Annotated in this window: 23 protein-coding genes, 1 tRNA gene and 1 pseudogene; 2 read left to right on the top strand and 23 right to left on the bottom strand. The window is 54.8% G+C overall.

Translation table 11 applies throughout. From position 1 onward, the window contains the following. From IT781_RS13195 to IT781_RS22875, 18 genes are all read right to left on the bottom strand, one after another. On the bottom strand, positions 1 to 1165 hold a 1165-nt coding region (locus IT781_RS13195; protein ID WP_194970631.1), incomplete at its 3' end, for a cytochrome P450. Positions 1166 to 1168: 3 nt separating this feature from the next. Then, the gene (locus IT781_RS13190) at positions 1169 to 1957 is read right to left on the bottom strand and encodes a class I SAM-dependent methyltransferase (protein WP_194970630.1); all 789 of its coding nucleotides are present in this window, start codon (positions 1955 to 1957) and stop codon (positions 1169 to 1171) included. Beyond that, positions 1957 to 3402, bottom strand: coding sequence for an acyl-CoA reductase (locus tag IT781_RS13185; RefSeq protein ID WP_194970629.1), 1446 nt, complete (start codon positions 3400 to 3402; stop codon positions 1957 to 1959). Before IT781_RS13185 ends, IT781_RS13190 begins: the two co-directional genes overlap by 1 nt. A 3-nt stretch (positions 3403 to 3405) precedes the next feature. Next, positions 3406 to 4467, bottom strand: a complete 1062-nt coding sequence (locus IT781_RS13180; RefSeq protein ID WP_194970628.1) for an acyl-CoA reductase — start codon at positions 4465 to 4467, stop codon at positions 3406 to 3408. 106 nt (positions 4468 to 4573) lie between these two features. Continuing rightward, on the bottom strand, positions 4574 to 6289 hold the full coding sequence (locus IT781_RS13175) for a fatty acyl-AMP ligase (protein WP_194970627.1): 1716 nt from the start codon (positions 6287 to 6289) through the stop codon (positions 4574 to 4576). A gap of 69 nt (positions 6290 to 6358) precedes the next feature. Next, positions 6359 to 9025 carry a phosphoenolpyruvate synthase gene (locus IT781_RS13170; RefSeq protein WP_194970626.1) on the bottom strand — a complete coding sequence of 889 codons (2667 nt, stop codon included), beginning with the start codon at positions 9023 to 9025 and terminating at the stop codon, positions 6359 to 6361. Positions 9026 to 9050: 25 nt separating this feature from the next. Continuing rightward, positions 9051 to 10721 carry a nucleotidyltransferase domain-containing protein gene (locus IT781_RS13165; protein WP_194970625.1) on the bottom strand — a complete coding sequence of 557 codons (1671 nt, stop codon included), beginning with the start codon at positions 10719 to 10721 and terminating at the stop codon, positions 9051 to 9053. An 18-nt stretch (positions 10722 to 10739) separates the two neighbouring features. Beyond that, positions 10740 to 11822 (bottom strand): SDR family oxidoreductase, encoded by a 1083-nt coding sequence (locus tag IT781_RS13160; protein WP_228779133.1) that lies wholly within the window; start codon positions 11820 to 11822, stop codon positions 10740 to 10742. Between the two features lie 2 nt (positions 11823 to 11824). Continuing rightward, the gene (locus IT781_RS13155; protein ID WP_194970624.1) at positions 11825 to 12772 is read right to left on the bottom strand and encodes a hypothetical protein; all 948 of its coding nucleotides are present in this window, start codon (positions 12770 to 12772) and stop codon (positions 11825 to 11827) included. Continuing rightward, positions 12769 to 13482, bottom strand: coding sequence for a dTMP kinase (locus tag IT781_RS13150; RefSeq protein ID WP_194970623.1), 714 nt, complete (start codon positions 13480 to 13482; stop codon positions 12769 to 12771). Before IT781_RS13150 ends, IT781_RS13155 begins: the two co-directional genes overlap by 4 nt. Positions 13483 to 13498: 16 nt before the next feature. Beyond that, positions 13499 to 13807, bottom strand: coding sequence for an acyl carrier protein (locus IT781_RS13145; protein WP_194970622.1), 309 nt, complete (start codon positions 13805 to 13807; stop codon positions 13499 to 13501). Positions 13808 to 13856: 49 nt separating this feature from the next. Further along, positions 13857 to 14960, bottom strand: coding sequence for a hypothetical protein (locus IT781_RS13140; RefSeq protein ID WP_194970621.1), 1104 nt, complete (start codon positions 14958 to 14960; stop codon positions 13857 to 13859). A 299-nt stretch (positions 14961 to 15259) separates the two neighbouring features. Then, positions 15260 to 16276, bottom strand: a complete 1017-nt coding sequence (locus IT781_RS13135) for an extracellular solute-binding protein (protein WP_194970620.1) — start codon at positions 16274 to 16276, stop codon at positions 15260 to 15262. Beyond that, positions 16273 to 16773 (bottom strand): aconitate hydratase, encoded by a 501-nt coding sequence (locus tag IT781_RS13130; protein ID WP_194970619.1) that lies wholly within the window; start codon positions 16771 to 16773, stop codon positions 16273 to 16275. Before IT781_RS13130 ends, IT781_RS13135 begins: the two co-directional genes overlap by 4 nt. After that, positions 16770 to 18020: an aconitase/3-isopropylmalate dehydratase large subunit family protein gene (locus IT781_RS13125; RefSeq protein WP_194970618.1), complete on the bottom strand. Its 1251-nt coding sequence runs from the start codon at positions 18018 to 18020 to the stop codon at positions 16770 to 16772. Before IT781_RS13125 ends, IT781_RS13130 begins: the two co-directional genes overlap by 4 nt. 15 nt (positions 18021 to 18035) lie before the next feature. Continuing rightward, positions 18036 to 19253: a 2-isopropylmalate synthase gene (locus tag IT781_RS13120; RefSeq protein ID WP_194970617.1), complete on the bottom strand. Its 1218-nt coding sequence runs from the start codon at positions 19251 to 19253 to the stop codon at positions 18036 to 18038. A gap of 13 nt (positions 19254 to 19266) precedes the next feature. Continuing rightward, entirely contained in the window at positions 19267 to 19845 is a 579-nt protein-coding gene (locus IT781_RS13115) for a hypothetical protein (RefSeq protein WP_194970616.1), read from the bottom strand. 104 nt (positions 19846 to 19949) lie between these two features. Continuing rightward, on the bottom strand, positions 19950 to 21428 hold the full coding sequence (locus IT781_RS22875) for a di-heme oxidoredictase family protein (RefSeq protein WP_194970615.1): 1479 nt from the start codon (positions 21426 to 21428) through the stop codon (positions 19950 to 19952). A 593-nt stretch (positions 21429 to 22021) separates the two neighbouring features. Between IT781_RS22875 and IT781_RS13105 the strand changes: the two are divergent. Both IT781_RS13105 and IT781_RS13100 read left to right on the top strand, forming a co-directional pair. Continuing rightward, a pseudogene (locus IT781_RS13105) lies at positions 22022 to 22138 on the top strand (transposase); the annotation flags it as partial. Positions 22139 to 22533: 395 nt separating this feature from the next. After that, positions 22534 to 22866 (top strand): hypothetical protein, encoded by a 333-nt coding sequence (locus IT781_RS13100; protein WP_194970614.1) that lies wholly within the window; start codon positions 22534 to 22536, stop codon positions 22864 to 22866. A gap of 293 nt (positions 22867 to 23159) precedes the next feature. Here the strand turns inward: IT781_RS13100 and IT781_RS13095 are convergent. The 5 genes from IT781_RS13095 to IT781_RS13080 all read right to left on the bottom strand — a co-directional run bounded on the left by IT781_RS13095 (position 23160) and on the right by IT781_RS13080 (position 25458). Continuing rightward, a tRNA-Lys gene (locus IT781_RS13095) sits at positions 23160 to 23235 on the bottom strand. A 106-nt stretch (positions 23236 to 23341) separates the two neighbouring features. After that, positions 23342 to 23917, bottom strand: coding sequence for an HdeD family acid-resistance protein (locus IT781_RS13090; protein ID WP_194970613.1), 576 nt, complete (start codon positions 23915 to 23917; stop codon positions 23342 to 23344). 360 nt (positions 23918 to 24277) lie between these two features. Then, the gene (locus tag IT781_RS13085) at positions 24278 to 24805 is read right to left on the bottom strand and encodes a zinc-dependent peptidase (protein ID WP_370526999.1); all 528 of its coding nucleotides are present in this window, start codon (positions 24803 to 24805) and stop codon (positions 24278 to 24280) included. Then, complete coding sequence (locus tag IT781_RS22605) at positions 24802 to 25089, bottom strand: zinc-dependent peptidase (RefSeq protein ID WP_255528698.1); 288 nt, start codon at positions 25087 to 25089, stop codon at positions 24802 to 24804. The genes IT781_RS13085 and IT781_RS22605 overlap by 4 nt, the downstream gene beginning before the upstream one ends. Positions 25090 to 25098: 9 nt before the next feature. Beyond that, a complete protein-coding gene (locus IT781_RS13080) occupies positions 25099 to 25458 on the bottom strand; it encodes a hypothetical protein (protein WP_194970612.1) in 360 nt (119 codons plus the stop codon). Positions 25459 to 25516: the final 58 nt, after the last annotated feature.

Genomic DNA, 25516 nt, shown 5'->3' with positions numbered 1-25516 from the left:
GGCGCGGCCCGCCGCCGAACGGGAAGAAGGCGTTGGCCGGCAGGTGCGCGGTCTCGCCATTCAGCCACCGCTCCGGCCTGAACGCGTCCGGCGCCTGCCACCAGCGCGGATCGCGGTGCACGACCCACAGCGGAACCAGCAACTGGTCGCCGCGCTTTATCTGGAAACCGTTCAGATCAAGGTCTTTATCGGCCTCGCGCCCGATGATGTAGGCGGGCGGAAACAGGCGCAGCGACTCATCCAACACCGCATTCAGCAGCGGCAGTCTGGCGAGCGTTTCGGCATTGATGGGGCCGTCGGCGATAATCGCTTTCAATTCCTCATGAACCTGCTGCTGAATGGCAGGATGCCTTGCCAACAGCCACAAGGCATAACCGATCATTAACGCTACCGTGTCGTAACCGGCCAGAATCATGGTCAGCAATTCATCGCGCAGTTGCTCGTCATTGAGGCTGTTGCCTTCTTCATCACGGGCGGTCATCAGGCGATACAGGAGATCATCGCTTTCCGGCGCAGCCCGGCGCTGCGCGATGGCGGTGCGGATCAAATCCTGCATGCCGGCAATCGCCCGGCGCCGCTGACGACGGCCCGGCGTGACAATGAACGGAGGCAGCCAGCGGCGCCAGCCGGTATTGTCGAGGGTAAATTCGCTCATATACTGTTCCAGCAAGGACAATATGCTGTCTTTGTTGATTTTGATATTGGCCCCGAAAACCGTGTGTATCAGAATATCGAAAGCCAGCCCCATTAATTCGGGCGTCACGTCGACTTCCCTGCCCTCCGGATTGAGCCGGATAAACCAGCTTTCGGTCAGGCGAAACATATCATCAACAAAGGCCGTGATGGCCTTGGGCCCCAGCGGTTTGGCAATGATGCGCCGCCGCCAGTGCCAGTCGTCTTCCTGATTGGTCAGCAAGCCTTTGCCCAGCAGGTCTTTCAGGGACTTGGTCGCCATCTGGTCCCGATGGGGTATTTTCAAGACCACGCCCACCTGTTCAGGATGCGTGATTTGAAAAGCCCGCAAGCCGGGAATCGGCAGCGGAACCACGTCCCCCCAGCGTTGCTGGTAAACTTCAAAGCCCGACAGGGGATTGTCGAGCAGCAGCCCCAGTTCGGAAAAATACTGTCGCAGCGTTCTGCGCACTATTTGCGGTTTTGTATTCATGGTTTAAGAAACTGTTGAGTCTGGAGTGCCGATAAGATAGGTAATGCCTATGGGCGAGCCGGGGATCGCCTGCGTGCCGATGTCCCAGGAAAACGCCTCCTGCCCTGGAATGCGGTCGATGATTTCGCGCAGTTCATCAGGTGTGTAGGTGCGCAGCATGGAGACCATGCCGTCCCACAGGCCGGCTATTGGCAGGATGGGGACCAGATAGGTAAAAAACAGGCGCGACCAGCGAAACGGCTTGACGAAAGGCATCAACAGCAGCATGAACAGCGGCATGGTCAGCATTAACAGACTGCCGTATAGACGGTGATCGGAGCCCTCAATGACCACGATCGCCTGCCGGGTGTTGACGGCATCGGCGAGAATCGCCTGCACCTGGTCAGGACGAAAATGATGCAACGCGCTAAAAATGGTGCGCACGCCTTTCAGCGATGAAGGCACGTTCCTGGCATCCACGCGCTCAGGGTGAAAGCGGATGCGGCCGCCGGACTGCTCCAGCGTGTAGCGAAAGGCTTTCTCATTGGGGAAAAAATCGGTCAGGAGAATTTGCACCTCGCCGGTTTTCTCCAGTTCCGCCGCCAGCGTCAGCCAGGGCCCGGAACCGCCGGCGCATAAATCGATAATCTGGCTGGTGCCCATTTTATCCAGCGTATCGCGCAGCCTGGGCGCCATAAGATTGAAGTTCTTGTGGCTGTCTATCATAAACCGTAGCCAGTCCATGACGCCGTCGCGCAAAACCTGCGGCCACCAGTTCAAGTCGACTGTTTCAAACAAATGAAATCTGCGCATTATTGTTCTTCCTGTTCATGTAAAGCGTCGTGCATTTCTATGTCGCACCAGCGCAACAGCCCGGCGACGCACATCTGGCCGTCATGATGCCACATCATGCTGGGCTCCGCCATGCGTCCCGGCTGGCAGATACGGCTGGCGCCCAGCAATGCCGCCCGTCTCGCCAGAACCGACAGTTCAGGCTCATCAGCGCCCAAGGCAAGATTCTGCAGAAATTCGCCATAGGGCCGCAGCGCTTTCAGTGCCTGTTCCAGACTGTCCACGGGAATAAGCCCGATGTAACGGTTGCCTGACAGGCTGTGCTCAGCCAGGTCTTTTTCAATCGCTATGGTCCAGTTCAGCGCGGAATCCTGCCATAAGCCGCTATCGGCATCGGCGACGGTCGCCTTCCAAGCCTGCGCCGCACGCTGCAATTGCAGGGTCTGGGCATCCTTGAGCCTTAAGTTGCCCAAAGGGTATTTTTCGGCGTAAGCCTGCATGGCCCGGCTGAGCTCATCGCCCAGCTTATGGACGGCCGCCCTGTCGCCTTCCACGAAATAAACCTGCGGCGCGATGCAGGCATGCTGATTGAATGTGCCTACATCCTCGGCAATGCGCCCGGCAATGACCGGCGCCCCGACCCGGGCCAGATAGTCGCGCCCCACAAGCCCCGCGGAGAACTTATGGCCGTGTTCCATGTAAATGCGGTTATCGCGGGCCAATTCCCGAACCGAACGGCAGGCTTCGATGCTGCCATAAGCGATGACGGCTTCTGCCTGAGACAGAACGGTTTTCAGCAGGTCGCGCTCATGGCGTTCCCAGTAAGTGACCAACAGGGCGTCGCCTATGCGCGCGTCCTCTTCAGCCAGGCTTGCCGCAAAACGGGCGGCAAAAGTAGGCTCCCCGCTGGCTACTTTGGCGATGACTGCCGACTTGGCCAGCAAGGCTCTGACCATGGACAGCGCCGGCAAGCCCGGCACGTTGCCGGTAAAGATCGCCAGCGTAAGCTCGGGGCCTATGGCGTAAGTGCGCCCCGGCAGTCTGGCATCGGCCACGAAACCGTCCAGTGCTGCCGCATCGCCCAGCTCGCGGTATAACACCCGCCACAGGGAATCGGCCCGGTAGTTTTTCAGTTCGACATCGAAGCTTCTGTCAACCGCTTCCGCAGAAAAGCCGGTCGCTTCAACGACGGCCGCACGCGCCGCCTGCCGCACCGGCCAGTTCCGGTCACACCATTTGGCGGTGACTTTATCGATCGTCTCGACAATATGGGCGATGGGCATGGCCCGCAGCGCAGCCGTTGACTCTCTGAGCCCATCGGCAATGACGCTCCAGCGATCGCTCAAGGGCCGGGTGCACCGCCACGGCTGACCGCCCTGGTCATTGATGATATTGGCATTGAAGGTTTCCAGCTGGCTGGCATCCACCCAGGCGGGTATCCAGGAAATATTACGATTAGTAGGCATAAGTCAGAATTTAATGCTTTCCAGAGACAAAGAGCAGCCGCGGGCTTGTCCGCGCTCTACTCGGCCGATAATGGCTACGCCGTCCTCGGACGCCAGCCCCAGGTCGCCGGTCAATACGCGATGAGGACGGTCGATGATGCACGAATCCATAATTTCAACCAGCCCCTCGCCCCTATCGCAGTAGGCCAGCGTATAACTGTCCCGGACCCGCGCCTGCAGAAACGGCAGATTGCGTTTGGGGCGTTCGTCGAGCGGGCCTATCTCGCGGTCATTGGCGTCATAAAGCTGGCTCGCCAGTTCGGTCATGCCAAAGACATTGAAAGCCCGTCCGGCCGGAATGCCGAACGTTTTCGTGATGGCCGATCTCAGCTCGCCGGCCCTGACGACGCGGGAACGCCCCTTAAAGCCCCCGCCGTCCAGCGTTCTTGAACCTTCAGGCAACTGCCATGACCACCCGAGCTTTTCCAGCGCATCGCAGATATTTACAAACGCGAACGAACCGCCCAGCAGAACCACAGGCTGATCGTCGCTGACGGCCTGGTCCAGAATGGAACGCAGACGCTCGAAATCGACGCCGTTGCCGGTGATGACCGAAGCGCTACGGGACTTGTCGCCAAACGTCGTCGCGATCAGTTCCATGCCATAAGCCATGATCATCTCCGGCGCCTGTGAAACGGTAGGCACGAAGCGGATGATGACGGGCATGTCCAGTTCTTGAATAAGATGCCGTCTGGCGTTTTCGATGATCGAAAGGTCCATCAGCTTCAGTCCCAAGGGCGAATAACAGGCGGCTCCCCTATCGGCGCCGCTGGTGCCGCTGGTTCGAAAAACCCTTGCCGCGGGCTGGTCCGGAAAATAGTAGACATGACTGTTTTTAAAGGCGGCATCCGGTATGCCCAGACGGCAGCCGGTTTTTCGCCAGTAGTCGGCAAGCTGAGGCAGGTTGGCCAAGGCAAGCTCTTCCAATGCCTGCTCGACAGACTCTCTGTCGATGGCTTCGCCTGAAATAAGGGCGGCTATCTGCTCAGCCAGGTTTTGTACGAACGGATCTTTATAACGGAACATGGCAGGCCTGAATGGAATGGGTAGTCATTTGAATCAATCTAGGAGTCATGGCTTTTGTGAATATGAATTATGCTTCTGGCAACGGGCTGCCGGCGATCGCCTGGGATTACGCCGGGAGGCTTTCCGCCTCATCCAGTTCCTCATAGGCCTGCAGATCCCCGTTCTCAAACAGGGCTTTGGTTTTGCGCCGCTGTACCTTGCCGCTCGAGGTCAGGGGCAGAGCGCCCGATTTTAAGACCACGACCTCGCTGATGCGCAGCCCCAGCCCTTTCTCGACGTCTTCAACCAGAGCATGTTTAAGGGCCTCGATATTTTTATAACTATTGGGCTCGACGCACAGTATCAGGCATTCTTGGCCATGGCGCATGACGCTGAAGGCAACCACTTTATTGGGCCTGATCCCTTCGGCCTGCGAGGCGATCCACTCGATATCCTGCGGATAGTAGTTGACGCCATGGATAATGACCAGGTCTTTGAGCCGGCCGCAGATATACAGTTCGCCCTGGGCGATATAGCCCAGATCCCCGGTGTGCAGCCAGCCGTCCCGGTAGCTTTCCAGGGTTGCATCCTGATTCCGGTAATAGCCCTGCGTAACGCTTGCACCGGAAAAACAGATCTCCCCCACCTGGCGCTCAGGCAAGGCCTGGCCGTCCGGGCCGACAATTTTAAGCTGGTGGTCAGGAATGACCTGCCCGCAGCTGATCATTTCCGCAGTCTGCCCGCTGCCGGCCTGAGCCGGCAGCGCTTCACCGTTGCGCAAGGCGCTGGCATCGACGAGATCGGTGATGATCGGCGCATCGACCGTGTGAAAAGAAATGCCTACCGTAGCTTCCGCCATGCCATAGCAAGGCATCAGGGCCGTCGCACGCAATCCTGCCGGCGCGAAACAGGCAGAGAATTGACGCAGGACTTTCGGGTTTATCGGTTCCGAGCCGCAGCCGGCCGCGCGCAGCCGGCTCAAATCCATGCCGGCCAAGTGCCGCTCGCGCGTCAGGCGGGCGGCGATATCGAAAGCAAAATTCGGGGCGAACGTGATGGACGCGCGGTATTGCGATATCGCCATCATCCAGTACCAGGGCTGTCTGGCGAAGCGTTCGGTTGGAATCAGGACCGCCGGCAGATCAACCACCAAAGGCCCCAGGCCAAAACACATCAGTCCCATGTCATGGTAGAACGGCACCCAGCCCAGAGTAATATCGTCATCGCGCCTTTTCAGACTGCCTTTATTGCCGAGAAAGGCTCTGGCGTTGGCGATGACATTGCCATGGCTGACCATCGCCCCCTTGGGCATCGACGTGCTGCCGGAGGTGAACTGCAGAAAGCACAGGTCGCTGCCGCTCACTTTGGGCGGATTAAAAGCGCCGCCTTCTGCTGCCAGCAAAGTCTCGACGGCCAGCAAAGCCGGATTGACGGTTGCCCCGCTTGCATCGCGCAAACCCTGTTGCAAAAAAGTTTCATGCGCCGCCATGCACAGCAGCATGCGGGCGCCGGCGGCCTGAATGATGTGGCCGAGCGTGGCGAAATAACTGTGCCGGCTGCGGGTCGTGGCAATAAAATTCGAGGACATGGGCACCGGCACCGCGCCCGCCAGCAGGGCGCCGAGAAAACCGAGCATGAAATATTCCTGCTCGGCAATCACCAGCGCGATGCGGTCGCCTTTTTTGACGCCCATGAACTGCAGATTGGCGGCGACCCGTTGCGCCTGCTGCCGCAGCAAATGCCAGGGATAATAGTGTTCTTCGTTTTGTTGCGTAATGAAACGCATGCCGCGCTCTTCGTCGTGCGGCAGTGCAAACAAAATATCGGCAAGGGTTTCACTCATAAATGCAAACCGGCTTTTTCAAAATGGATAAGGGATCGTTCGGCAATAAAAGACTGATCGGTTCAGCCCTCAGTCCAGAATGGTGACCGTGCCTGACTGGCCGTTGACTCTGACCCGCATGCCGGATTTGAGCATTTGGGTCAGTTTCGGTATTTGCACGATCGTGGGCAAACCGACTTCTCTGGCGACAATCGCCGCATGCGTCAGCGGACTGCCGCGCTCGATCAGCAGCGCCTCGGCAAACGGAAACACGGCCACCCAGCCCGGGTCCGTGCGGTAAGTGGCCAGGATGCCGCCCGTGAACTCGCCGGGCTCCTGCACGATCTGGACATGGCCTTCAACAAAGCCGGGGGAACAGGCCGTGCCGCGCAGCTCGCGGCTGCCGTCATCGGCTGCGGCCGATTCATGCTGCTGACCATCCGTTTCCGACCATCGCTGCAGCCAGCCGAGCACCGAGCCGAAGGTGACAAAACGCGGTGGCAAGGCTTTCATTGCGCGATAAGCGTCCATATCGGCCTTGCGCTGAACAATTAAAGGTTTTATCTCACGGGCAGAAACCATGCCTTCGAAGCAGCCTTTCAATTCTTCAAGGCGCAGATAGAAAATATCCCGCCCGTCGTCAAACAGTCCATGGCGGGCAAAGTCATTGCCTATGGCCCGGTACATGTTTCTGAAGACGCCGAACGTTCGGGAGCGGCAAAAACGCACGGTCTCCCGCGCCTGAATGGCAGACTGGACTTTGCGCAAGACAATATTGAACAGAACGCGCTGCACGGGATTCAGTCCCTTATCAAGCAGCGCTTTCAGATCGCGCTCATAGGCCGCCGGCGCGCCCTGCTCTTTGGCGCCTGTGGCCAGGGCCACTTTCAGCATGTCAAACAATACGCCGGGCTCCTCGCGCAAATCGGGCTCTTCCAGCTTCAGCTCATTGTTGCTGCGATAGCCGTAAGCGGCAATGTAGGCGTCAATCCGGGCCAGAAACGCATCGGCTCCCGCCGCGGCCAACGCTTGGCTGCATTGCTTTGCCGGCGTCTGGCTGATAATGCGCTCCCATTCGGGATTCTGTCTGGCATGGCCGACCAGCTCAGCCATTTTCAAGGCCGGCTCCATGGATTCCATATCATGAATGCCGCCGATTACGGCGACTTCCAGCCAGTCAGGCGCATCGGGCAGCCAGCGGCGGATCAGGAGCCTTAACAAGCCATAGGGCAAGCCGATGGAGGATTCCAGCGAAATCATGATGCCCCAACGGGCGATAATCGCCTGCTCGAACTGCTTGCTGTGGGCATAGATCCGGTCGGCGGGCAATTCGCTGTAGTCAATGGCATTGAAGGTCTCGTACAGTTTGTAAAAGGCCGCACGGAATTTGCGCACCTGCTTTTTCAGCGTAAAAAAATACCAGAAAAACATTGCCCCGCTCAAAGCGCGAATCCAAAGATACTCAAGGCGGGAATCGGCGTGGTAAGGCTGGATTTTTTCCTCGCAGGCGACAAGGTCCAGCGACTCGTCCAGCCCCATCTGGACTTCCAGCATTTTATGGCCCAGGTTATAAAACGGGCTGGTGCCGACCAGTTTGTACCAATGCAGCAGGTTGTAATAGGCCCGCCCGTTCATATAGCCCAGCACCGAGCCGAGGAAGCCGTCCATTTCCTTGAGCTGTTTTTCGGGAATGCGCAATAGGCGGCAGTATTCCCGAAACACTGTCGAATACAGGTTTTGTGTGAACGTGAAGGTCAACGGACTGACGATACCGGGATAGTTCTCGATAATGTTGGAATTGTCCCAAATCTGAAAATCGCCTTTCGGTTCCTCTTTGAAAGCCGTGACCGGCCTGGCCTGGAGTATCCATAAACGGCCTTCCTGCAGGCACCATTCAATATCCTGCGGCGCTTTGAAGTTCTGCTCGATCTGCCTGGCCGACGCGCAGATCGCCTGTATGTTTTCGCTGCTCAGGGACAATTGCTGCTGGGCCTCAGGCGGGACATCGCTGATGTTGCCGTTCGGCCCTACCTGCTGGGCTTTTTCCCCAATCACCTGACTGATCAGAGCGCCGTTACGCTTGTCGACGACGACCGTATCCGCGTCCACCAATCCTGAAACCAGTCCTTCCCCCAAGCCGTAAACGGCGCTGATGACCAGTTCATTGGCATTGCCGCTGGCGGGATTGACGGTAAATACCACGCCGCTGCGGTCGGCCATGACCAGCCGTTGCAGAATGACGGCAATATCGATATGGGCAAAGCCCAGATTGTGGCGGTGCCGATACAGCAGCGAGCGCTCCGAATACACCGATGCCCAGCATTTCTGCACATGGAGCAGGATGTCATCCAGGCCTTCGATGCCCAGATACGTATCAAACTGGCCGGCAAAGGAAAAGTCCTTGCTGTCCTCCTCCTTGCCGGAAGAGCGAATGGCGACAGGCCCCTCCCCCAATGAAGTCAGCGCTTCCTTGATCAAGGCGCTGACCGTTTCGGGCAGCGGTGCCGACAGCACGGCATTTTGAATCTGAGCCGCTATGTCGCCGGCATTGTCCGCATTGAAGCTCTCTAAAAGAGCCGCAATCACCTTATCGAGACCGACCGCTTTCCGGTAGTATTGAAAGACGTCCGTGCCCAGGATGATCCAGGCAGGCACAGGAACCCCATTGTTTCCTAGCAGGTAAAGGGATTTCCCCTTGTTGCCAGCAAACCGTTCAATATCTTCGAGACGATTTGCCGGGGTGAGCGGTGCAATCATGCTATGTTCCATATCCTGTCCTGTTTCAACCGATGCTCGAGGCGAGCAAATCACGGGCTTCTTCAGCGGAACCTCGCCCGCCCACCGCACTGGCCGGAAAACGTGCGTTCAAATGCGTGGCCAGATTAATCCAGTCATAACCATACATGACCGTTTCGCACCAGCCCGAGGCCGTGTCAAAACTGGCCGGAAACTGCTCATCGCCGCCCAGTTGCCGCAGTTCTCTGACAATTTGTCCGGCAAGCTCGAACAGTTCCTGCCCTTGTTCCCTGGAATGGATGGACTCGGTCTCAATGCGCTGGATGGCTTCGACCAGAGACGGATTCAACGGCAGCAGGCGCAAGGCTTCAAGAACCGCTTCTTCCAGCGGCGGCTGCGGCGTGATGCCGTACCCGGCTAGGGCGACCATGCTGGCGGTCTGAATCATGCGCTGCAGGGTATACTGCAGCACCCGCAGCTGGCCGCTACGCAGTGCGCCTTCCGAATCTTCCCGGGAGTTTTCCACGCCTATGTTCGCCCAGGTCAGTTCGACGCCGGCTTCCGCCAGGCGGCGGGCAGGAACCGGCAGCAGTTGAATGCCGGCCGGGCTGCTGGCGGACAGTCGCGCCCCGTCGACCGAGATCAGCGCTGCCTTACCCGTCAGCAATGGGCACGAGGTTCCCAGCTGCCGGGCCCGAATTTCGCCCTCGCCTCCCCAGCACAGGGAGATCAGACCGGCGCGGCTGAAATCGGCCAAATGATTTTTGGCGTCTGTTGTCGCCTGGGCACTGCGTTTGTCATGAGCTATCTGTATACAGGGCGTATTCCAGATAATTCGGCGCCAGACGCGGGCAGATCCGTCGTCCAGTCGAAAGATGTCTTCGTCGCGAAGAATGTGCAGATGCCGGCCTATTTGCCAGGTGCTGACACCGGCCCGGCTGTCGGCGAGCACTTTTTCAAAATTCAGCTCAACGCCGGAAACCGAGAATTCTTCCAGCAGGGCAATGCCTTTATGCAAATAGTCGATGGCGCTGCTGTCTTGGGATTTTTCGGTATAAAAATCCCAAAAGCGTTGCACCAGCTTTTTATCGACCTGGGCGCGATCCAGCTGCAGCGACAGCCATTTGGAGCCCAGATAGCGTTCACCGCGCTGGGCGACAAAACTTTTGGCGGCGTGAAAAACCGACGTCTTTATCCAGGCCCGGGCATAATCATCCTGCTCCAGCGCCAGCATGGCCACCGCATAGCGTCCGGTCTGCCGGGCAAAATCCTCGAACCACAGCGCGACCGCCCTGCCCAGCGACTCCTTGCCCAGCAGATCCTGCAATGATTTGATGTAGGCTTCGTTTTCAATAGGCAGGCAGCCGATGAACCGCTGGCAGCGCTCCAGCTGGTTCCAGGATATCTGCGCCACGGATTCGATGCCCGCATTCAGGGCTTCTTTTACTTGCAGCAGTTCACGCTGCAGCCGCTCCCGGCTGAGCAGACGCACTTCGACGCGCCGGTTTTCCAGAAACAAGATATAAGGCATGGTGGCCATTTCCGTGCCGTCGTCAATGATGGCAACGAAGTCGATATCCGAGCGCTCGTTGCCAAAACCCTCGGCGATCGAGCCTTCAAGAAAGACCGCCGATGGCTGCCGTTGACCCAGCTGAGCGTATAGCTGCTGGCGGGACTGCTCCCAGAGCTGCAGCAGAAATGAATGATTAAGCGACATCAACATTCTCCCTGACGGTTAGATTTCATGGGTTGTTCTTCTGAAATAGCCGACTTTGACGGCGTAGCTGAAAACTTTGTGCAGCAATTCCTTGCCCTGCGCCGGCGGCGCCTTGGCAAAAATGTCCCGGGTCGAATCCCGGACAAAAACCGTCTGCCGGCGAAAGTAGGATTCGTACAGGCTGATCACTTCATCGTAGTAGCGCTTTTCCAGGCCTTTCATGCCGTAGCTGTGAAACACGTGACCGGGCACAAACCGGGGCACGCTGAAAGAAGGAAACAAGGCGCAGACGTCGTTGATTTCGCGCAAGGCCAGCGGCTGGTCGGAGCACAGGTGCAGGGTTCTGCCCTGCGCTTGACTGAAATTTTCCAGCGCGGCCACCACGCCGTCCGCCACCCAGTCTATCGGCACGATATCCAGCGTCGCGCCGTAATCGCCGGGTATGGTCCGCACCAGTCCGGCCGTGGTGATGCGGTAAACCGCATAGATGGTGTCGAATTTGCGCATGGTGCCGTCGACAGAATCGCCGACGATAATGGCGGGGCGCACGATAACCGTGGGCAGTCCATTGTCCTGGGCCTTCCTGATCAGCGATTCGGCCCTGAATTTGCTGGCCTCATAAGGACTGCCGAAGCTTTGCCCGCGGTCGAACGCCGTTTCCGAAAAAATGCCGGGCCGCTCGCCGCAGACATACATCGTGCTGATGTAGATGAAAGGAATGCAGGCGCCTGGCTTTTTCATGGCAAAGTCAATCATCCGCTGCGTGCCGGCCACATTGATGGCTTCGTAGCGTTCCTCGGGACGTCCGAAGCTGGTCAGGGCCGCCGAATGCAGCACCCTATCCACGGAGGACTGAAGCTGCCTGTAGAGTTCGGCATCTAACCCCAAACCGTCCTGCTGAAGATCGCCTTTAACAGTCAGCAGTTCGCCCGGATTGCCCCGCCCGCCGGTATAAGGCCGGCTGGGCAAAAGCGTACCGTCGTTGGTAACAATATTACCGACGGAATGAACGAGCGCCACAATGGTGTGCCCGGCTTTCAGAAGCCTGGCGATGGCTTCTGCGCCCACTAAACCGCTCGCGCCTGTTACCAGTATTTGCATAGTTATAACCGTACCCATTCAAAAATAAATTCAATGCCCAGCATGATTTCAAAGATGACCAGAAAGCTCATGCCGTTCCAAGCCGGCGCCGTGATCGTTTCGCGGCCCTCAAGCCCTGAAAGATCAGGCCATGTGCTGTTCATCCAGACTAAAAAAACCAGAGGCAACAAACCGGCGCTGTAACGTCCGAAGGCTGAAAAATCAGCCATGTCGGCCAAGGCCGCCATCAAGGCCGCCGCCAGAACCAGCAATAAACTCAACACCACCCTGACGCCTTTTTTTGGCAGAAAATAGGGCTGCATGGCATTAACATGCACTTTGCGGGAAAACTTCCAGATTTCGTAAGCCAGCCAGAATATGCCGGCCACCGGGGCTATCTGCGTGATTGAGAGCGCTTCTGCCGGGGAATGGCTTAACCAGGCGAAATAGATGTAAACAAAAAAGGACGCCGGAGCCCCTTCAAAAACCAGCCAGCCCAGTATCAGGCTGGCCGGATGCGGAGGAAGAAAGCGCTTGATCAGGAACGGCCCGGCGTATGAGATCAAGGTTGAAAAAATAACCGCCGACAGGGTCCTGAAGGAAGCCATGTTCAGCACGATTAACGTGCTGGCCGTGATGATCAGCAGCATGGATAAATGCTGTGTCAGCTCATTTTGCTGATGTTGATTACGGTGATCATCCTGCACGTCATCCAGGTCATCGATCAGGCGCAACTGGACAAAAAGCAGAATGAAGCTCAACCATTCAGCGACAGATACGAGACTGAGGTTAATTGGTTGACCACTAAGTCTATGATATAAAATACAGGATAAAGGAAAGCTCAGCGCCAGCGGCAGAATAAGGCTGCCGAAAGGCAATCGGGTGCGGGCATAAGAGCGAAACCAACACAGAGCCGGCAACACGCCGGCGAATTTTTTACGCCGTTGTTCGCTTTGGCTGTTGGAAATCATTTTTTATACCTTGCCAGACAATAATCCAGGCTGGGCTTCAGCAGGGCAAAAGTGGACTCCAGCGGCGCATCGGTTGTAATCATGAGCAGCCCGTTGTCGCGCGCGACATTGAGATAGGCCTCCGCCTGGATTTTCATGAACTCGAGATCAAGCGGTTTGTCCCGCTCATGCTCGCGCTGTTGTATGCGCTGTCTGGCCGTATCCGGATCGATATGCATGCCGATGGCCAGGTCAGGACGTATGACGTGCCGGGCGATATAGGCCAGCACGGTTTTGGGAATTTCATCGGCCGCCCGGCTGTGGACTTCGGCCTGGCTGGTGTAGATGTAGCGGTCGCAGATCACGACATGTCCCTGCTCAAGATGAGGGATGATGGTGTCGCTGATGTGCTGGATCAAATCCCCCAGAATGGTCAGGCACAGGCCGAGAATGTCTATCTGGCTGCGCGCCTTGTCGTCCGCGGCGTCAACCAAAGCGCGAAACAAGCTGTTGGTTCTGACCCGCTCGGTGGGCGTGTAGGTGCAGAATACCGGCAGGCCCTGACTGCCGATATAATCCGTGATGGCCTTTATGGTGGACGTTTTGCCCGCGCCATCAATGCCGCACAGCGTTATTAACGTGCCGGGCAGTCCGTGTGGCCGCAGGGACAGCGCATTGGCACGGCGGGTGCCGATGGCCTCGAACGGCAGTGCTGTTGATACCTGTTCCATGACAGTCTACTCCCTGTCAATGCGGCGCATTGGCGCTGAGAACCAGATCAACGAATGAGGCAATCGTATAACGCTCACCGTCTTTTTCCGATTGTTCGTTAAGCCACTGGTTTAATGGCAGTTCCTTTATCTGCAGGGCTTCCTCAACAGCGCAGCAAAGTTCGACCACGGTTATCGAGTCAAAGCCCAGATCGGTCATAATGGAATCGGACCAATGGATCTCTTCGGGTATGGTCTCGTAGCTGTCGGCCAGCTTTTTCAGCTGCGCCTGCATAACGGTAAAAATATGATCCCTGGTCAAATGATGTTCAGCCTGCGGTGTCATTTTAAGCGTGTTCTCTGATGGACTTGATGATTGAAGTTCGGTATGGGCACTAATCCAGATAGATGCTCAGTTTTGAGCCCGCCTGACCCACGGCGAAATTATTGAAATAATCGCCAAACCGGTCCTGCAGAACGGATTGCAGCCTTAGCGCACTGTGTTCTGAATCAGCAAACGCGAAAAACCCTGGACCGGCGCTGCTCATGCCGGCGTATAAGGCTCCTGCATTGCGCAGGGTTTTGACCAGTTTATGCAAAATGGCGGGCTCATAGATGCCTTCCAGCACTTTAATGTTGCCGACTTCATTCATGTCCCAGCAAGTCGATAAAAGACCACGCAGATCATTTCTCAACAGATCGGCTCGCATTCTGTGCAGCACCGCGTGAAGCGCATCGCCGTACTGGCGTTGATACTCGTTGCATTTGCCGGCAACGACTTCGCTTTCGGTTTTTCCGGACATATCCGCATCGGCGCCGAACGCCTTGAGCACATCACCGGACAATTTCCCGACATCGCCTACCGCGGTCACTATCCAAAGGCCATCGGTGGCCAGATTGCCGATATACCGTCCATCGCCCATGCCCTCCCCTTCGGCGATCCATACCAGACCGCCATACAACAGGCAGGCCTCGCCGACGCCGGTATCCAGCCCGCGATAAATGGAATGGCCGTCCGCGGCGTTCTCGACGTAATTACGGGTGATGATGTCCCACATGTTTTCCACGGAAAAAGGACTGCCGAACAAGGCATTCAGCCCTGCAATCACAGCCGTATTCAGGCTGACATTGGAGCCAAGGCCCGCATGGGAAAACTGAATCTTTTCCTGTATGTCGACAAAAATATCGTCGTCGGCGTAATTGACCAGTTCCTTAAAAAGCTGCACCAGATGCCGTGTGGTGGCAGTCATTTCCTGACTGGCATTGCGCTTTCTGGAAACAAGTAGTTTATTGACCGCGGTTGACGTGGAGACTCCGAGCCCCCCGCCGCCCAGGCCGGGGCCCATTTTGGAAAAATCGAATACGCAAAAATGCACTCTGCCGGGCGCATAAACCAGGGCTTGTGCGTACTGTGGCTGTGCTGTTCTTCGCCATTCCGGACGGATTGTGAAATCCTGTCCCGGAAGAAATAATTTATCGGTGGAAGATTTATCGGTCATAGCATGACATCTCAAGTTTGATTCACTCATCGAGTTCTGTCGAACATCGAACCTTGTGAAATAGTATGAAGAAACAGGCCGACGGAATCTGTGAAAAATTACACATGTAAAGTGTGATCTATTTACCTGGATAGCTCGCCGGTTCTGTTGCACCAGCATAATGAGCCGTCGCCTGAAATCAGCTGAATGAGATCTTTTGACTCACTATAAAAATTGCTGCATCTGATGCGCTGAGACGAGACGGAATGTAGCGGCAAAAACGGCCTGTTAACTAGGCCAATGGCAAATCGTCGAATTTTTCAGCAACCTACCGATGGCAATTGTTCGAAGATCGCTTCCCATTGGGCTTCGTGTCGCCACATCACAGCGTCAGGCACGTACAGAAAACCGCCAGTGTCATCCATGTTGCGCGGGAAGCCCGGCCCATCGAAAATAGCCGAAGCTTCAGCTCTCTTGTTGGCGGGCAAAGCTCCTAATCTGCTGCACCATTCGCTTTGCACGCCGGCGGACAGAGCGACATCAATGTATTTCCTTGCCCAGTAGGCGCGATCTTCTGGCACATGCTGCGGAATCCACAGCGCGTCGGTGGTATCCGAGGTGCCTTCCTCAGGAAGGGTCCAGCCGACATCCAGCCCCGCTTCAATAAAGCCCAGCGCATTCGGCAAGGCCCGGAAACACAGATTGATACTTCCCGTCCTGAACAGGGATTCCATGCCGATGCTGTAATCCAGAACGGCTATCCGGGGCCGGAACCCGGCCAAGTAATTCCAGCAGGGCTGCATGTTTTCAGGCATGCTATCAATACTGCCGCCGCCCAGCACCTGGGCAATCGGATAGAACCCCTTGCCGTTCGGGTAAACGGCGATCTTGCCGGCATGCCTTTGCTCCATGAGGATGTCCCAGCTTTTGAGCGCACGAGCCTCGACGGCCGGCTTTAAATAGACCAGCACATAATGCACGCTGTAGGGAAACACCAGCCGGTCGACAAAGCCCGTCGGCCGGGCGCGCTCATAAAGCTCAGCCAGTGATGGCATGTCATCTTCATCGAACACTTGGCAATAATCCAGTTCTGCCATGGCGACCGCCGGTACCGCATTGGACCAGACCACGTCATAAGGCGGGCGTTCTCGGGTGCGCAGCGCATCATGAAGCCGCTCCGGCAAACGCAGGCCGATGTTCGTATGATGCCTGACAGGCACGCCTGTCAATTCGGTAAAACGGGCCGACACCACCTTTTCGAGGCTGTCTCCCCATTTTCCGGCCCAGGTCATCACATCGAGGCATTCGGGTTTGTCAAAAAGTTTTGCTTGCGTCATGCGTCTTCAGCCGAAGCCGGCAACAGATTTAATAAACCGCCTTCCGACCAGATTTTCCTGACAAAGGAACCGGCCGGCACTAAAGGAATGGTCAAGCCGGTTTTGCTTGTCAACGTCCAGTCATCGAGAGAGATCGTCCAGGTTTCGCCTTCAGCCAGCTTCTGCTTGTCTTCGGCATTGGCAAATTGCAGGCAAGGCAGGCCGTTGTTGGTGGCATTTCGGAAGAAAATGCGCGCAAAATCGACTGCGACAATCGCGCCTATCTCATTCAGCAACAGACTTCGAATGGACGTCTCCCGGCTGGAGCCGCAGCCGAAATTCTTGCCGCCCACTAGAATATCGCCCGGCTTCAGGCGGGATTGCAGCGTGGCGTCCAGTTTTGAAAACAGGCCCTGCTTGACCACGACCGGGTCCAGACTGTAACAATTGGGCGGATGGATCACATCGGTGTTGAGGTTATCGCCAAATAACCAGACGCTGCCCTGGATACTGTTCATGAATATAAATCTCCGCTGATACAACCTTTTAGTGCCGCCCGCGCCACCGTCCTGGCGCTGGCGAGATAGGTCCTGCTGTCCCAATGCCCCATGCGCCCGCGAAAATTGCGGTTGGACGTGGAAATACAGACATCGGTGGAGCCCAATACGCCCTTGTCTATGCCGCCGCACGGCCCGCAGCTGCTTTGATTGAAAATAGCCCCGGCTTCGGTCAGGGTTTTGACATAACCCTTGTCCAGCGCCTGTTTGAAGATATTGATTGAGGCCGGAATAATGATCAGGCGCACGTCGGGATGAATGGTTTTTCCCTCCAGTTCTTCGGCGGCCTCCTGAATATCCTCGATTCTGCCGCTGGAGCAGGAGCCCAGGAAAGCCGTGCTGATCGGTATGCTGTCAAGCTCGCTGAGCGCGACTACATTAGCCGGCGACCAGGGCTTGGCTATTCTTGGGCTGAGCGCTGATAAGTCAAGCTCCAGGGTGTATTCGTAGTCGGCATCGGCATCCGGCAGCACCAAATTGCCCGGTGTCTGCTTGTCGCGCGCATGACAGTAAGCCAAAGTAATCTCGTCGGGAACAAAAACCCCGAACTTGGCGCCGATTTCAACCGCCATATTGGCGATCGCGAAACGGTCATCCTGAGACAATTTGGGCTGGGCATGATCGTGAAATTCGAGGCAGCGATACTGGGCGCCGTCCTCGCCCAGCAGGCGCAGCAGCTCCAGGATGATATCCCGCCCGCTGCAGGTTTCAGGCAGGCTGCCGTGGAAAATGACGCGTATCGTTTTCGGCTTGCGCAGCCAGGTCGTGCCTGTGGCCAGCGCGAACAGAATATCGGTAGAGCCCATGCCGGTGGCGCAAGCGCCCAATCCGCCGCCCATAATGGTATGGCTGTCGGCGCCGACAATCAGGCTGCCCGGCTGGCACAGGCTGTTTTCGACCAGCAACTGGTGGCAAATGCCTTTATCCACCAATAAGTGGTCTATCTTCTGGTTTCGGGAAAAACGCAGAAAATTGGCGGAAATATCGGCACGTTCAATGCTGGCCGCCGGTGAGAAATGGTCATTGGTAAAAATGACTTTGCTCTTGTCCCAAATGGATAATTGGCGCCGCTCGAACTCATTGATAAGCAAAGCAATGGTTGCGTCATGGCCCAGTAGCGCATCTATCCTGGCATGCACATAGTCTTCCTGGCCGGTGCCGTTCAAGGCATGGCTGCGAATGACCTTGTCGCTTAATGTTTCCCGCACAATACTATCTCCGAATCAGTCACTGACATGTTGGGCGAGAAAATCGGCAATTCTCACGCCTGACAAAGCCTGGGTACGAAACTGCAGGCAATCACTGTAAGCTTGTTTGTGGCGTTCCTTGCCGCGTTTTTCCATAGCCTTCTTGACGCTGCCGAGTATCTGATGGACCATTTCTTCCTCTGCGTCGATATTGGCCTGTTTCAACAGATGGCGCACCAGCGCGGCGCCGCTGTGCTTGCCCAGCACGTATTCGGTTTGCGCGCCAACCCATGAAGAAGGCAGATATTCATAACTTTTTGCATTTTTGAGCATGCCGTCGACATGTACGCCCGACTCGTGACGGTACACATTAAAGCCGGTGACAGGTTTGGTCGGACTGGTATGAATGCCGCTGATCCGCTCAACTTCCCTGGCCAGAACCGGCAGATAGTCGGGACGAATTGAATGTCCGACGAACAAAAGATGCTCCAGAGCGGCGATAGTCTCCGCCAGGTCGGCATTTCCGGCGCGTTCCCCGATGCCATTGACAGTACAGGTAATGCTGGATGCGCCCGCAGCGACACTGGCCAGCGTATTGGCGACAGCCAGACCAAAATCGTTGTGGCAATGAGCACACAGCCTGACGTCTTTGGGGACCGCATCGTATAGGTGCGCTATCAACCGCTCCATGGCGTAGGGAAAAGTACAGCCGACCGTGTCGCAAACAATAATTCTCTTTATGGGTACACTGGCCAGCAATGTATTCATAAAAAGCATCAATGATGAAAAGCTTGCCCGTGTTGCGTCCTCGAAAACCAGATTGACGCCCATGGCCCTGCCGGCCGCTTCTTCGGCCGCGGCTTTGAGCATGCCGAGCGCCTTGGACCGGTCTGCGCCAAGGGTTTGCTGAATACGAAAATCACTGGTCGGAATGAACAAAAACACTTCATCGGCATGGGCTCTTTCGGCCGCGACAATATCGTTATGAACGGCGCGGGCGGTTGCGCCTATGCTTGAGCGCAGCCCCATGCTTTTCATTTCCTGCATAGCCTCGGTATCGGCGCAGCTGCTGGCCGGAAAGCCCGCATCCAGAACATCAACCCCCGCTTCCGATAATAACTTTACCAACCTTAGCTTTTCTTCCAGCGAGAACCAGACGCCCGGCGCCTGTTCTCCATCGCGCAAGGTGCAATCAATCGTCTCGATTTTGTCAGGGATATTGGCGTAGATGCCCTTAATTTCTTTTTGCTCCACTGTTTATACCCTCTTAATTAATGATAGCTGGACCGCTAAAATTTCCCTGATCAGAGAAATCGGCTTTAAATAGTTTGGCCTCTGCGGCATAACCACGCGCCTCAAGCCGTACGTTGAATAACCTGAACGCACCGGCCGCCGCTTTCCGATCATTGCCTGACAAGCTCTCGAGCAAAGGGACAACGTGTTTCAATGTATCGGCGCCATCCAGCCAGAGATCCTGTCCGGCTTGGTTCAATGCCAGTTCAATCAGCCGGGAGGCGATTTTTCCTTGATTTTTAAGAAGATCCTCGATCGCCAGTGAGCGCCGGATAAGCTTTTCCGCGTCTTTAAACTGTCCTCGCTGGCGCTCCAGATAGCCTAGCTGATACAACAGCTCCGAGACTTCCGAGGGCGCAAAGACCTGATCGTCCGCAATCTTCAGCGCCTGATGGCAGGCTTGAGCCGCCATATCTATCAGCCCGTTGCTTTCAGCGGTCGAACAGACTTTTATCTGTTTGTCATAGTCAATTCTGGCGTCGTTGTAGTTGCAGCTGCCCAGGGGTAACAGCAGTGATAGTGAGAACAGGGTTTTACTCTTGATCCATTTCATAAGAGTCGACGTGTCATTATTCGGTTAGCGTTTCAATGCCCGTTGCCGGACCGGAAGATACCGGTCCGGCAACGGGGCTGGCTAATTCAGCCGCTATACTGAATTTACTTTTTTTGCGGCACGACCTGCAGTGTCTTCAAAAATGCCACAAGCGCTTTTTGATCCTCTACCGGTTTCGCGGCGAAGGCGTCGCGAGAGGCGCGGGCTTCTCCGCCGTGGTACAGAATGGCTTCTGTAATGGTGCTAATGTCGCCGCGGTGGCCATAAGGCGCAGTATTGCCGACATCCCATAATTTGCGGGTCAAGAAGAATTCGGAACCGGGCTTGCCGTTCTGGTCCGGCCGGCCCTGCGCGAGCTGCTCATTGCAAAACCAGCGGATAGGATTGGCGCTATTGGCGTCATCACACAGGTTGTGGCGTTTAAGATCGGTATAAGCGCGGACAATGGCCGTATTTTTGGGGCCTTTTTCAAGTCTGGGCTTGTCGCCGGTTTTGGTCATGTCGAAGGAAAAATTCGGACAGCCGTCCTCGGCGGATTTGCAGTTGCCGGCAGGGTTGTACGGGTTAGGCTCGACAAAATGGCGGGTGTTCAGCACCATTGAAGGCGCGTGACAGGAGGTACAGCCGACATCGTTGAATACCTTTTCACCGTGTTTAACAACCTCGCGCTCTTCGTGTTTTTCCGGCATGACCTGCACCGGCGTGGATAATTGAGCCTGCCAGATGCTAATGGCGGTCTCGTCGCCGATGGTCAGCTCGCGCTCGACGCCGTCTCCATCAAAATCCATCCCTTTAGACGGATTCAAGTCAAAACGCTCCTCGGCTTGCATGCCGTGATGGTGGTTCATGGCATTGTTAGAGAATTCGCGCAATGAAATGACTTTGCCGGCTTGATGAAAAGGCTTGACTATCAGATCGTGATCTATGCCTTCCGATTCAACCACTTGCCCGTTAGCAATTTTGACCTTGAACTTGATGCCTTTCGTGGTCAGCGTATGAACGCCGTCACCCAGGCCGGCTCTTTGCGCCTGAAGATCCGCCGTCATTTCACGCGCCAGCATTTCGATCGGCCCTGAGCCGTGCATGCCCAGGGTGTTGCGGCTGTTGCTTCTTGTCGGGCTTACAGACAGCGTGACAGGGTCCAGCGTCTGGGCCAAAACAAATACGTTGGCGACAAAATCGCCCGCGCCGCCGCTTTCGGGCTGAGCATGGCAGCCGGAACAGGCATCGGAATCCGGGGCCGAAGTGCGCAGTTTTTCAACCTGTGCCGCGGTGATGGGTTCCCCCTCTTCCGAGAAGCTGGGAATGTCGCGTTTGTCGCCGCCGCCAGTCGTTTCAGGTCGGCCTGAACCGTCGCAACGGTTGAATCTGGCGTCAAACAGCGATTTACCGTGGTTGCTGATTTGCTGGAAGCTGAGAGCGCCACTATTGATGTCTGCCTGTTCTATTGAGAAAGGAACGGTCGGGGAATCCGCTTCAAGTCCGGGCGGACAGATTTTAGGAGCGGCTGCGACCGCACTGCCAAAATGAGAGGATAAAAGCCCGAATAAAATGTAAGGTATTAATTTATATTGCTGCTCCACAAGATTTTCTCCAATTATGAGCTGATTTGTTCTACTTGTTATATTCACTCCGGCGCTGCTTGGGGCTTCCTTTTTTAACGTAGCTGAGCGGCGCCTACTAATGCTAATGATGCAGAAAAATTATCGAGCATTAACTAACTGGTAGCAAGCTAGAGCATCAGCTTGAGTAATGCCGTGCCATCGGATAACGGCATGACACGCTGATACCCAGATAATCCGTAAACGCCATCTCAATCGCAACTTCTAATGCTCCTTCACTTTTCTCCTTAGGTTGATGAGATCGGCTAATCTTCAACCCCAGACGAGACCGTTGCATCATCCGTATTAAATACACCCTCTGTACCAAATACTTCTGGATAGAACCAGCTGAACCTTAACTCACACCTCGCATTAAAATTGAAATGCCAAGTTCCGCCCTGTTGAACATCGAAGTACTTGCAGGATAGTTTGAAGAAATGGATCGTTGAAATCTGTGAAAAATTACACAGGCAATATGTGATTTATTTACATGAACAGAAATGGCCCCAGAGAATTAGGCAGTGGCTTAAGTGATAAAGTGGCTCTATGGTGATCTCAACGCATGAGGAGAAAACGTGAGTGAGAAAAGAAGCAATCACTCGCCCCAGTTCAAAGCCAAGACGGCCTTGGCAGCGCTGAGAGGCGATAAGACCTTAGCCGAATTGTCGGCCGAGTTTGATGTCCACCCGAATTAGACCACCTCAACGCTGACCGGCTCAGTATCAGCGATCAAACACCAACACATGACGACTTGGGAAAAATTAGAGGCTGTTTGCGAATAGCTGTAATCAGAAAATACTTAATCAAAGCCGGGGCACATTGGCTTTTTTGTATCTCATTAATTAACCAATAAGAAATGAGCGGTAACATCATGACCGAGGGATTAAACCCCACCCTCACTTACAGTGGAGTCTCTATTCAGCCCCTTTAATTTAGGGGCTTTTTTTGCCTTTTGTTCTTCCATTGCGAGCGATTGAGTCAGTACAACCAATGGTGAGCATCAAAGCTCAGCCAAGCCCACCATTTACTGGCAGTTTTATTTTTGTCAACTATGCTTATCTTGTGTTTCTTGCACAGTACAAACAATATGAAATTAGAGACAGAACCAGATAAAAAACTGTATAGATTTATTGAGTCGCGTGCTAAAGATAAGAGAAAGCATGACCGCCGAAAAGAACCCGCTTTTAGGCCCTATGACGTAACTCAGGAGCATATTGAGAAGATTAAACAGGCAAGTGGAGCAATATTGGCAATATCAGACATGCTTAGACGGTTTCAAGTGGATGAGGAATGCGAAAGTCTTATACCGGAAGCCATCAAGAGCAACTTTAACAAAGTGACTATGCTAGACGCTGTCAATCTGCTAGCCGATACAATCGGGGAATCAGCGGAATATTTAGAGAAACTCCACCTAAAGTAACCGAAGCATTACATCAAAGAACAATCATCAATCAAGGTTGGCTATATGCTGGCCTTTTTTGTGGCTCATTAATTAGTCGATAAGAAATTAACGGTAACATCATGAGCGAGGGTTTACGCTCTCACCCTCAATACAAAGTCCTTATTCAGCCCTTTTTAATAGGGGCTTTTTTGTGCCTGATGAATCGGCAATTGTTGCGTTCCTGTTGAGTAAATCCGGTTACATATTGGTTACATTTCTTTGAGACAATAAAAAAGGGTTACAGATTTTTGTCTGCAACCCCTTGATTTTAATGGTGGGGCGTCAGGGACTCGAACCCTGGACCCATGGATTAAGAGTCCACTGCTCTACCAACTGAGCTAACACCCCGAATTAGGAATTTAGAATAACAATTATATAATATTCTCGGCTAAAAATCCAAAACAAAAGCTTATGAACGGCAAGTTTTTTTAATTCCTGTTACAAAATGGTCAGCTCAAGCGTTTCCTCCATGATGCAAGCTGATCTTGACCAATGAACCGCCGAGAAAGATCATGTTAATTCCCAGCAGCAGGCCGAGCACCCAGGCGGCCGTGCCGGGCCAGCCGGCCCAGACGACAACGGACAGCATCAGGGCGGTAAAACCGCTAAAAAATACCCAGCCCCAATGAGCCAATGGACGCATCATGAATGCCAGGGATATTTTTGCAATGCCTTCCACGGCAAAATACAGCGTCATCAGCATGGTTAAAGTCAGCGCGCCTTTCATGGGCTGCGCGATCAGAAAATAACCGATTAACACCTGCAGAACGCCGATAAGAAGCCACATGCCAAAGCCCGGCATCGAGCTGAAGCGGATGGCTCTGGCGATTTGAAAGATGCCGCCCAGCAGCAGTAGCCAGCCAATGAATAAGGCGATGGCTATGGTGAAAACCTGCGGCACGATGATGGCCGCTATGCCGAGAATGATAAAAAAAGCGCCTTCCGCCAGGAAGAACTTCCAGTGCATCTGGAGGTATTCCTGCATTCTCTGTTGCATTTCCCGAATTTCGATTTCAATTCTATCGGCCATTATTCATCTCCTCATCAATATTAAACACAACAACTGCCGCAACCTTTGATTTCTGCAAGCGCCCTCTCCTTCCGGCTGATTGGCAGGCGATCATTTACCAAGGCTAAGCTACCTCTTCAAATCGACATTATCAGTTTCTAAACTGTCAACATTAATAACTGATATTAGGTACGGACTGTTTTTTATCCTGGTTGCCGCGCTTTTCATTCAACTCACGGCGGACCTTGCCGCCTGAATAGTGATGCGCGTGTAGGTGTGAATTCACTTGTGCCTCTTGCGGGCATTCGCACTTAACCCCATTTAAAAAATAGCCGCGTTTCGGGTCGAATGAATTCGATCCTACAGCTGAATTCAAACCCTTTACTCCGCGGCCTCATGAACCGGCTGATCGGCTGTTTTATCCGTATGAATCCGGCTCAGCGGGTCCTGCCGGTAATAAAGTTGCAGTTGCCGGTATACGTCGCGGAAGTGCGCATGCAGAATGTCGGGCGCGCAGAAAAAGTATTCGCTGAACACGGCGAAAAACTCGGCAGGGCTGGTTGCCGCATACGGATCGACACAAACCTCATGATGGTGTTCAAGGCGATGATTCAATGCGGCATAGGCCGTGCTGAATGCATCGGTCCAGGGCGGCACGGGCATGGCCATATGCAGCGGCGGTATGCCGTTGGCGCTGCCGTCCAGCATGTCCAGTTTGTGCGCGATTTCATGAATGATCACGTTGTGTCCTTCATAACCTCTTTGAGTGTCCTGCTCGATATCGCGCCAGGACAGGATCACCGGCCCACGCGACCACGATTCGCCACTTAATACCCTATCCTGATAATGGACGATGCCCATCTCGTCAACTTCCTCACGGCTGACCCGAAAAGCGTCGGCGTAAATCACCACATCGCTCCATGCGAAAACAACCCGATTCCCAAATGCAGAATCGGCAGACAGGCTATGGCCGCTACATGGATGCGCATCGCCTCGCTCACCTCAAAACCCTGCGCGCCGTAAATCCTTTTGTCATGCAGAAACAATGTGCTCAGTTCGCGCAGATGCGCTTTTTCGACTGAAGTCAGTCCCTGCAACACGGCCAGCTTGGCTGTGACGGCCTCCCATACGTCATGCTTGATCGGGTAGCGGTGCAGGATGTACCGGACCCGTGCGCGTCTAAGAATATTCATCGGCAAAAATCAGACCTGTTTATCGCCACCCAATGACATGAGCATGACGACCAGAAAAATAACAGCCAGCACCGGCCACAAATAAGGCGCTATGATGAAAATCCCCAGCGCTACAAATAACAATGTGCCCAGGAACAGCATCATGCCGACGCCCAAAAACAGCAACAGCACGAGCAAGCCGGTAAACAACAGCGTGAGCAGCAAGGTCGGGATCGCCGTTAGCCGGGCCAGGGGCTCGGCGACCGGATGACCATTGATAGTAAGACTGAACTGCCCCAGGCCCGGATGGAGAATATAGCTCAGACCGGCGATCAGCAAACCGATTGTCACTAGCTTGATAATGAGGTGTTTATTTCTGCTCTGTTTCATAAGTTTTGCTGTGTTCTATAACTTTCTCGAGAGCGCTTGGATTTTCCGGCACAGGCGC

Source organism: Methylobacter sp. BlB1 (assembly GCF_015476545.1).
Lineage (GTDB): Bacteria > Pseudomonadota > Gammaproteobacteria > Methylococcales > Methylomonadaceae > Methylobacter.
The sequence above is the reverse complement of the archived record's forward strand: the minus strand, read 5'-3'. Positions and strand labels throughout refer to the sequence as shown.

Excerpts from the sequence above, each read along its gene's own strand:
- IT781_RS13140 (WP_194970621.1), bottom strand. The coding sequence starts at position 14,960 with ATGACCGATAAATCTTCCACCGATAAATTATTTCTTCCGGGACAGGAT.
- IT781_RS13090 (WP_194970613.1), bottom strand. The coding sequence starts at position 23,917 with ATGGCCGATAGAATTGAAATCGAAATTCGGGAAATGCAACAGAGAATG.
- IT781_RS13145 (WP_194970622.1), bottom strand. The coding sequence starts at position 13,807 with ATGACACCGCAGGCTGAACATCATTTGACCAGGGATCATATTTTTACC.
- IT781_RS13130 (WP_194970619.1), bottom strand. The coding sequence starts at position 16,773 with ATGAACAGTATCCAGGGCAGCGTCTGGTTATTTGGCGATAACCTCAAC.
- IT781_RS13150 (WP_194970623.1), bottom strand. The coding sequence starts at position 13,482 with ATGGAACAGGTATCAACAGCACTGCCGTTCGAGGCCATCGGCACCCGC.
- IT781_RS13180 (WP_194970628.1), bottom strand. The coding sequence starts at position 4,467 with ATGTTCCGTTATAAAGATCCGTTCGTACAAAACCTGGCTGAGCAGATA.
- IT781_RS13080 (WP_194970612.1), bottom strand. The coding sequence starts at position 25,458 with ATGAAACAGAGCAGAAATAAACACCTCATTATCAAGCTAGTGACAATC.
- IT781_RS13135 (WP_194970620.1), bottom strand. The coding sequence starts at position 16,276 with ATGACGCAAGCAAAACTTTTTGACAAACCCGAATGCCTCGATGTGATG.
- IT781_RS13100 (WP_194970614.1), top strand. The coding sequence starts at position 22,534 with ATGAAATTAGAGACAGAACCAGATAAAAAACTGTATAGATTTATTGAG.
- IT781_RS13160 (WP_228779133.1), bottom strand. The coding sequence starts at position 11,822 with ATGCAAATACTGGTAACAGGCGCGAGCGGTTTAGTGGGCGCAGAAGCC.
- IT781_RS13115 (WP_194970616.1), bottom strand. The coding sequence starts at position 19,845 with ATGAAATGGATCAAGAGTAAAACCCTGTTCTCACTATCACTGCTGTTA.
- IT781_RS22605 (WP_255528698.1), bottom strand. The coding sequence starts at position 25,089 with ATGAATATTCTTAGACGCGCACGGGTCCGGTACATCCTGCACCGCTAC.
- IT781_RS13190 (WP_194970630.1), bottom strand. The coding sequence starts at position 1,957 with ATGCGCAGATTTCATTTGTTTGAAACAGTCGACTTGAACTGGTGGCCG.
- IT781_RS13185 (WP_194970629.1), bottom strand. The coding sequence starts at position 3,402 with ATGCCTACTAATCGTAATATTTCCTGGATACCCGCCTGGGTGGATGCC.
- IT781_RS13155 (WP_194970624.1), bottom strand. The coding sequence starts at position 12,772 with ATGATTTCCAACAGCCAAAGCGAACAACGGCGTAAAAAATTCGCCGGC.
- IT781_RS13165 (WP_194970625.1), bottom strand. The coding sequence starts at position 10,721 with ATGTCGCTTAATCATTCATTTCTGCTGCAGCTCTGGGAGCAGTCCCGC.
- IT781_RS13175 (WP_194970627.1), bottom strand. The coding sequence starts at position 6,289 with ATGAGTGAAACCCTTGCCGATATTTTGTTTGCACTGCCGCACGACGAA.
- IT781_RS13170 (WP_194970626.1), bottom strand. The coding sequence starts at position 9,025 with ATGATTGCACCGCTCACCCCGGCAAATCGTCTCGAAGATATTGAACGG.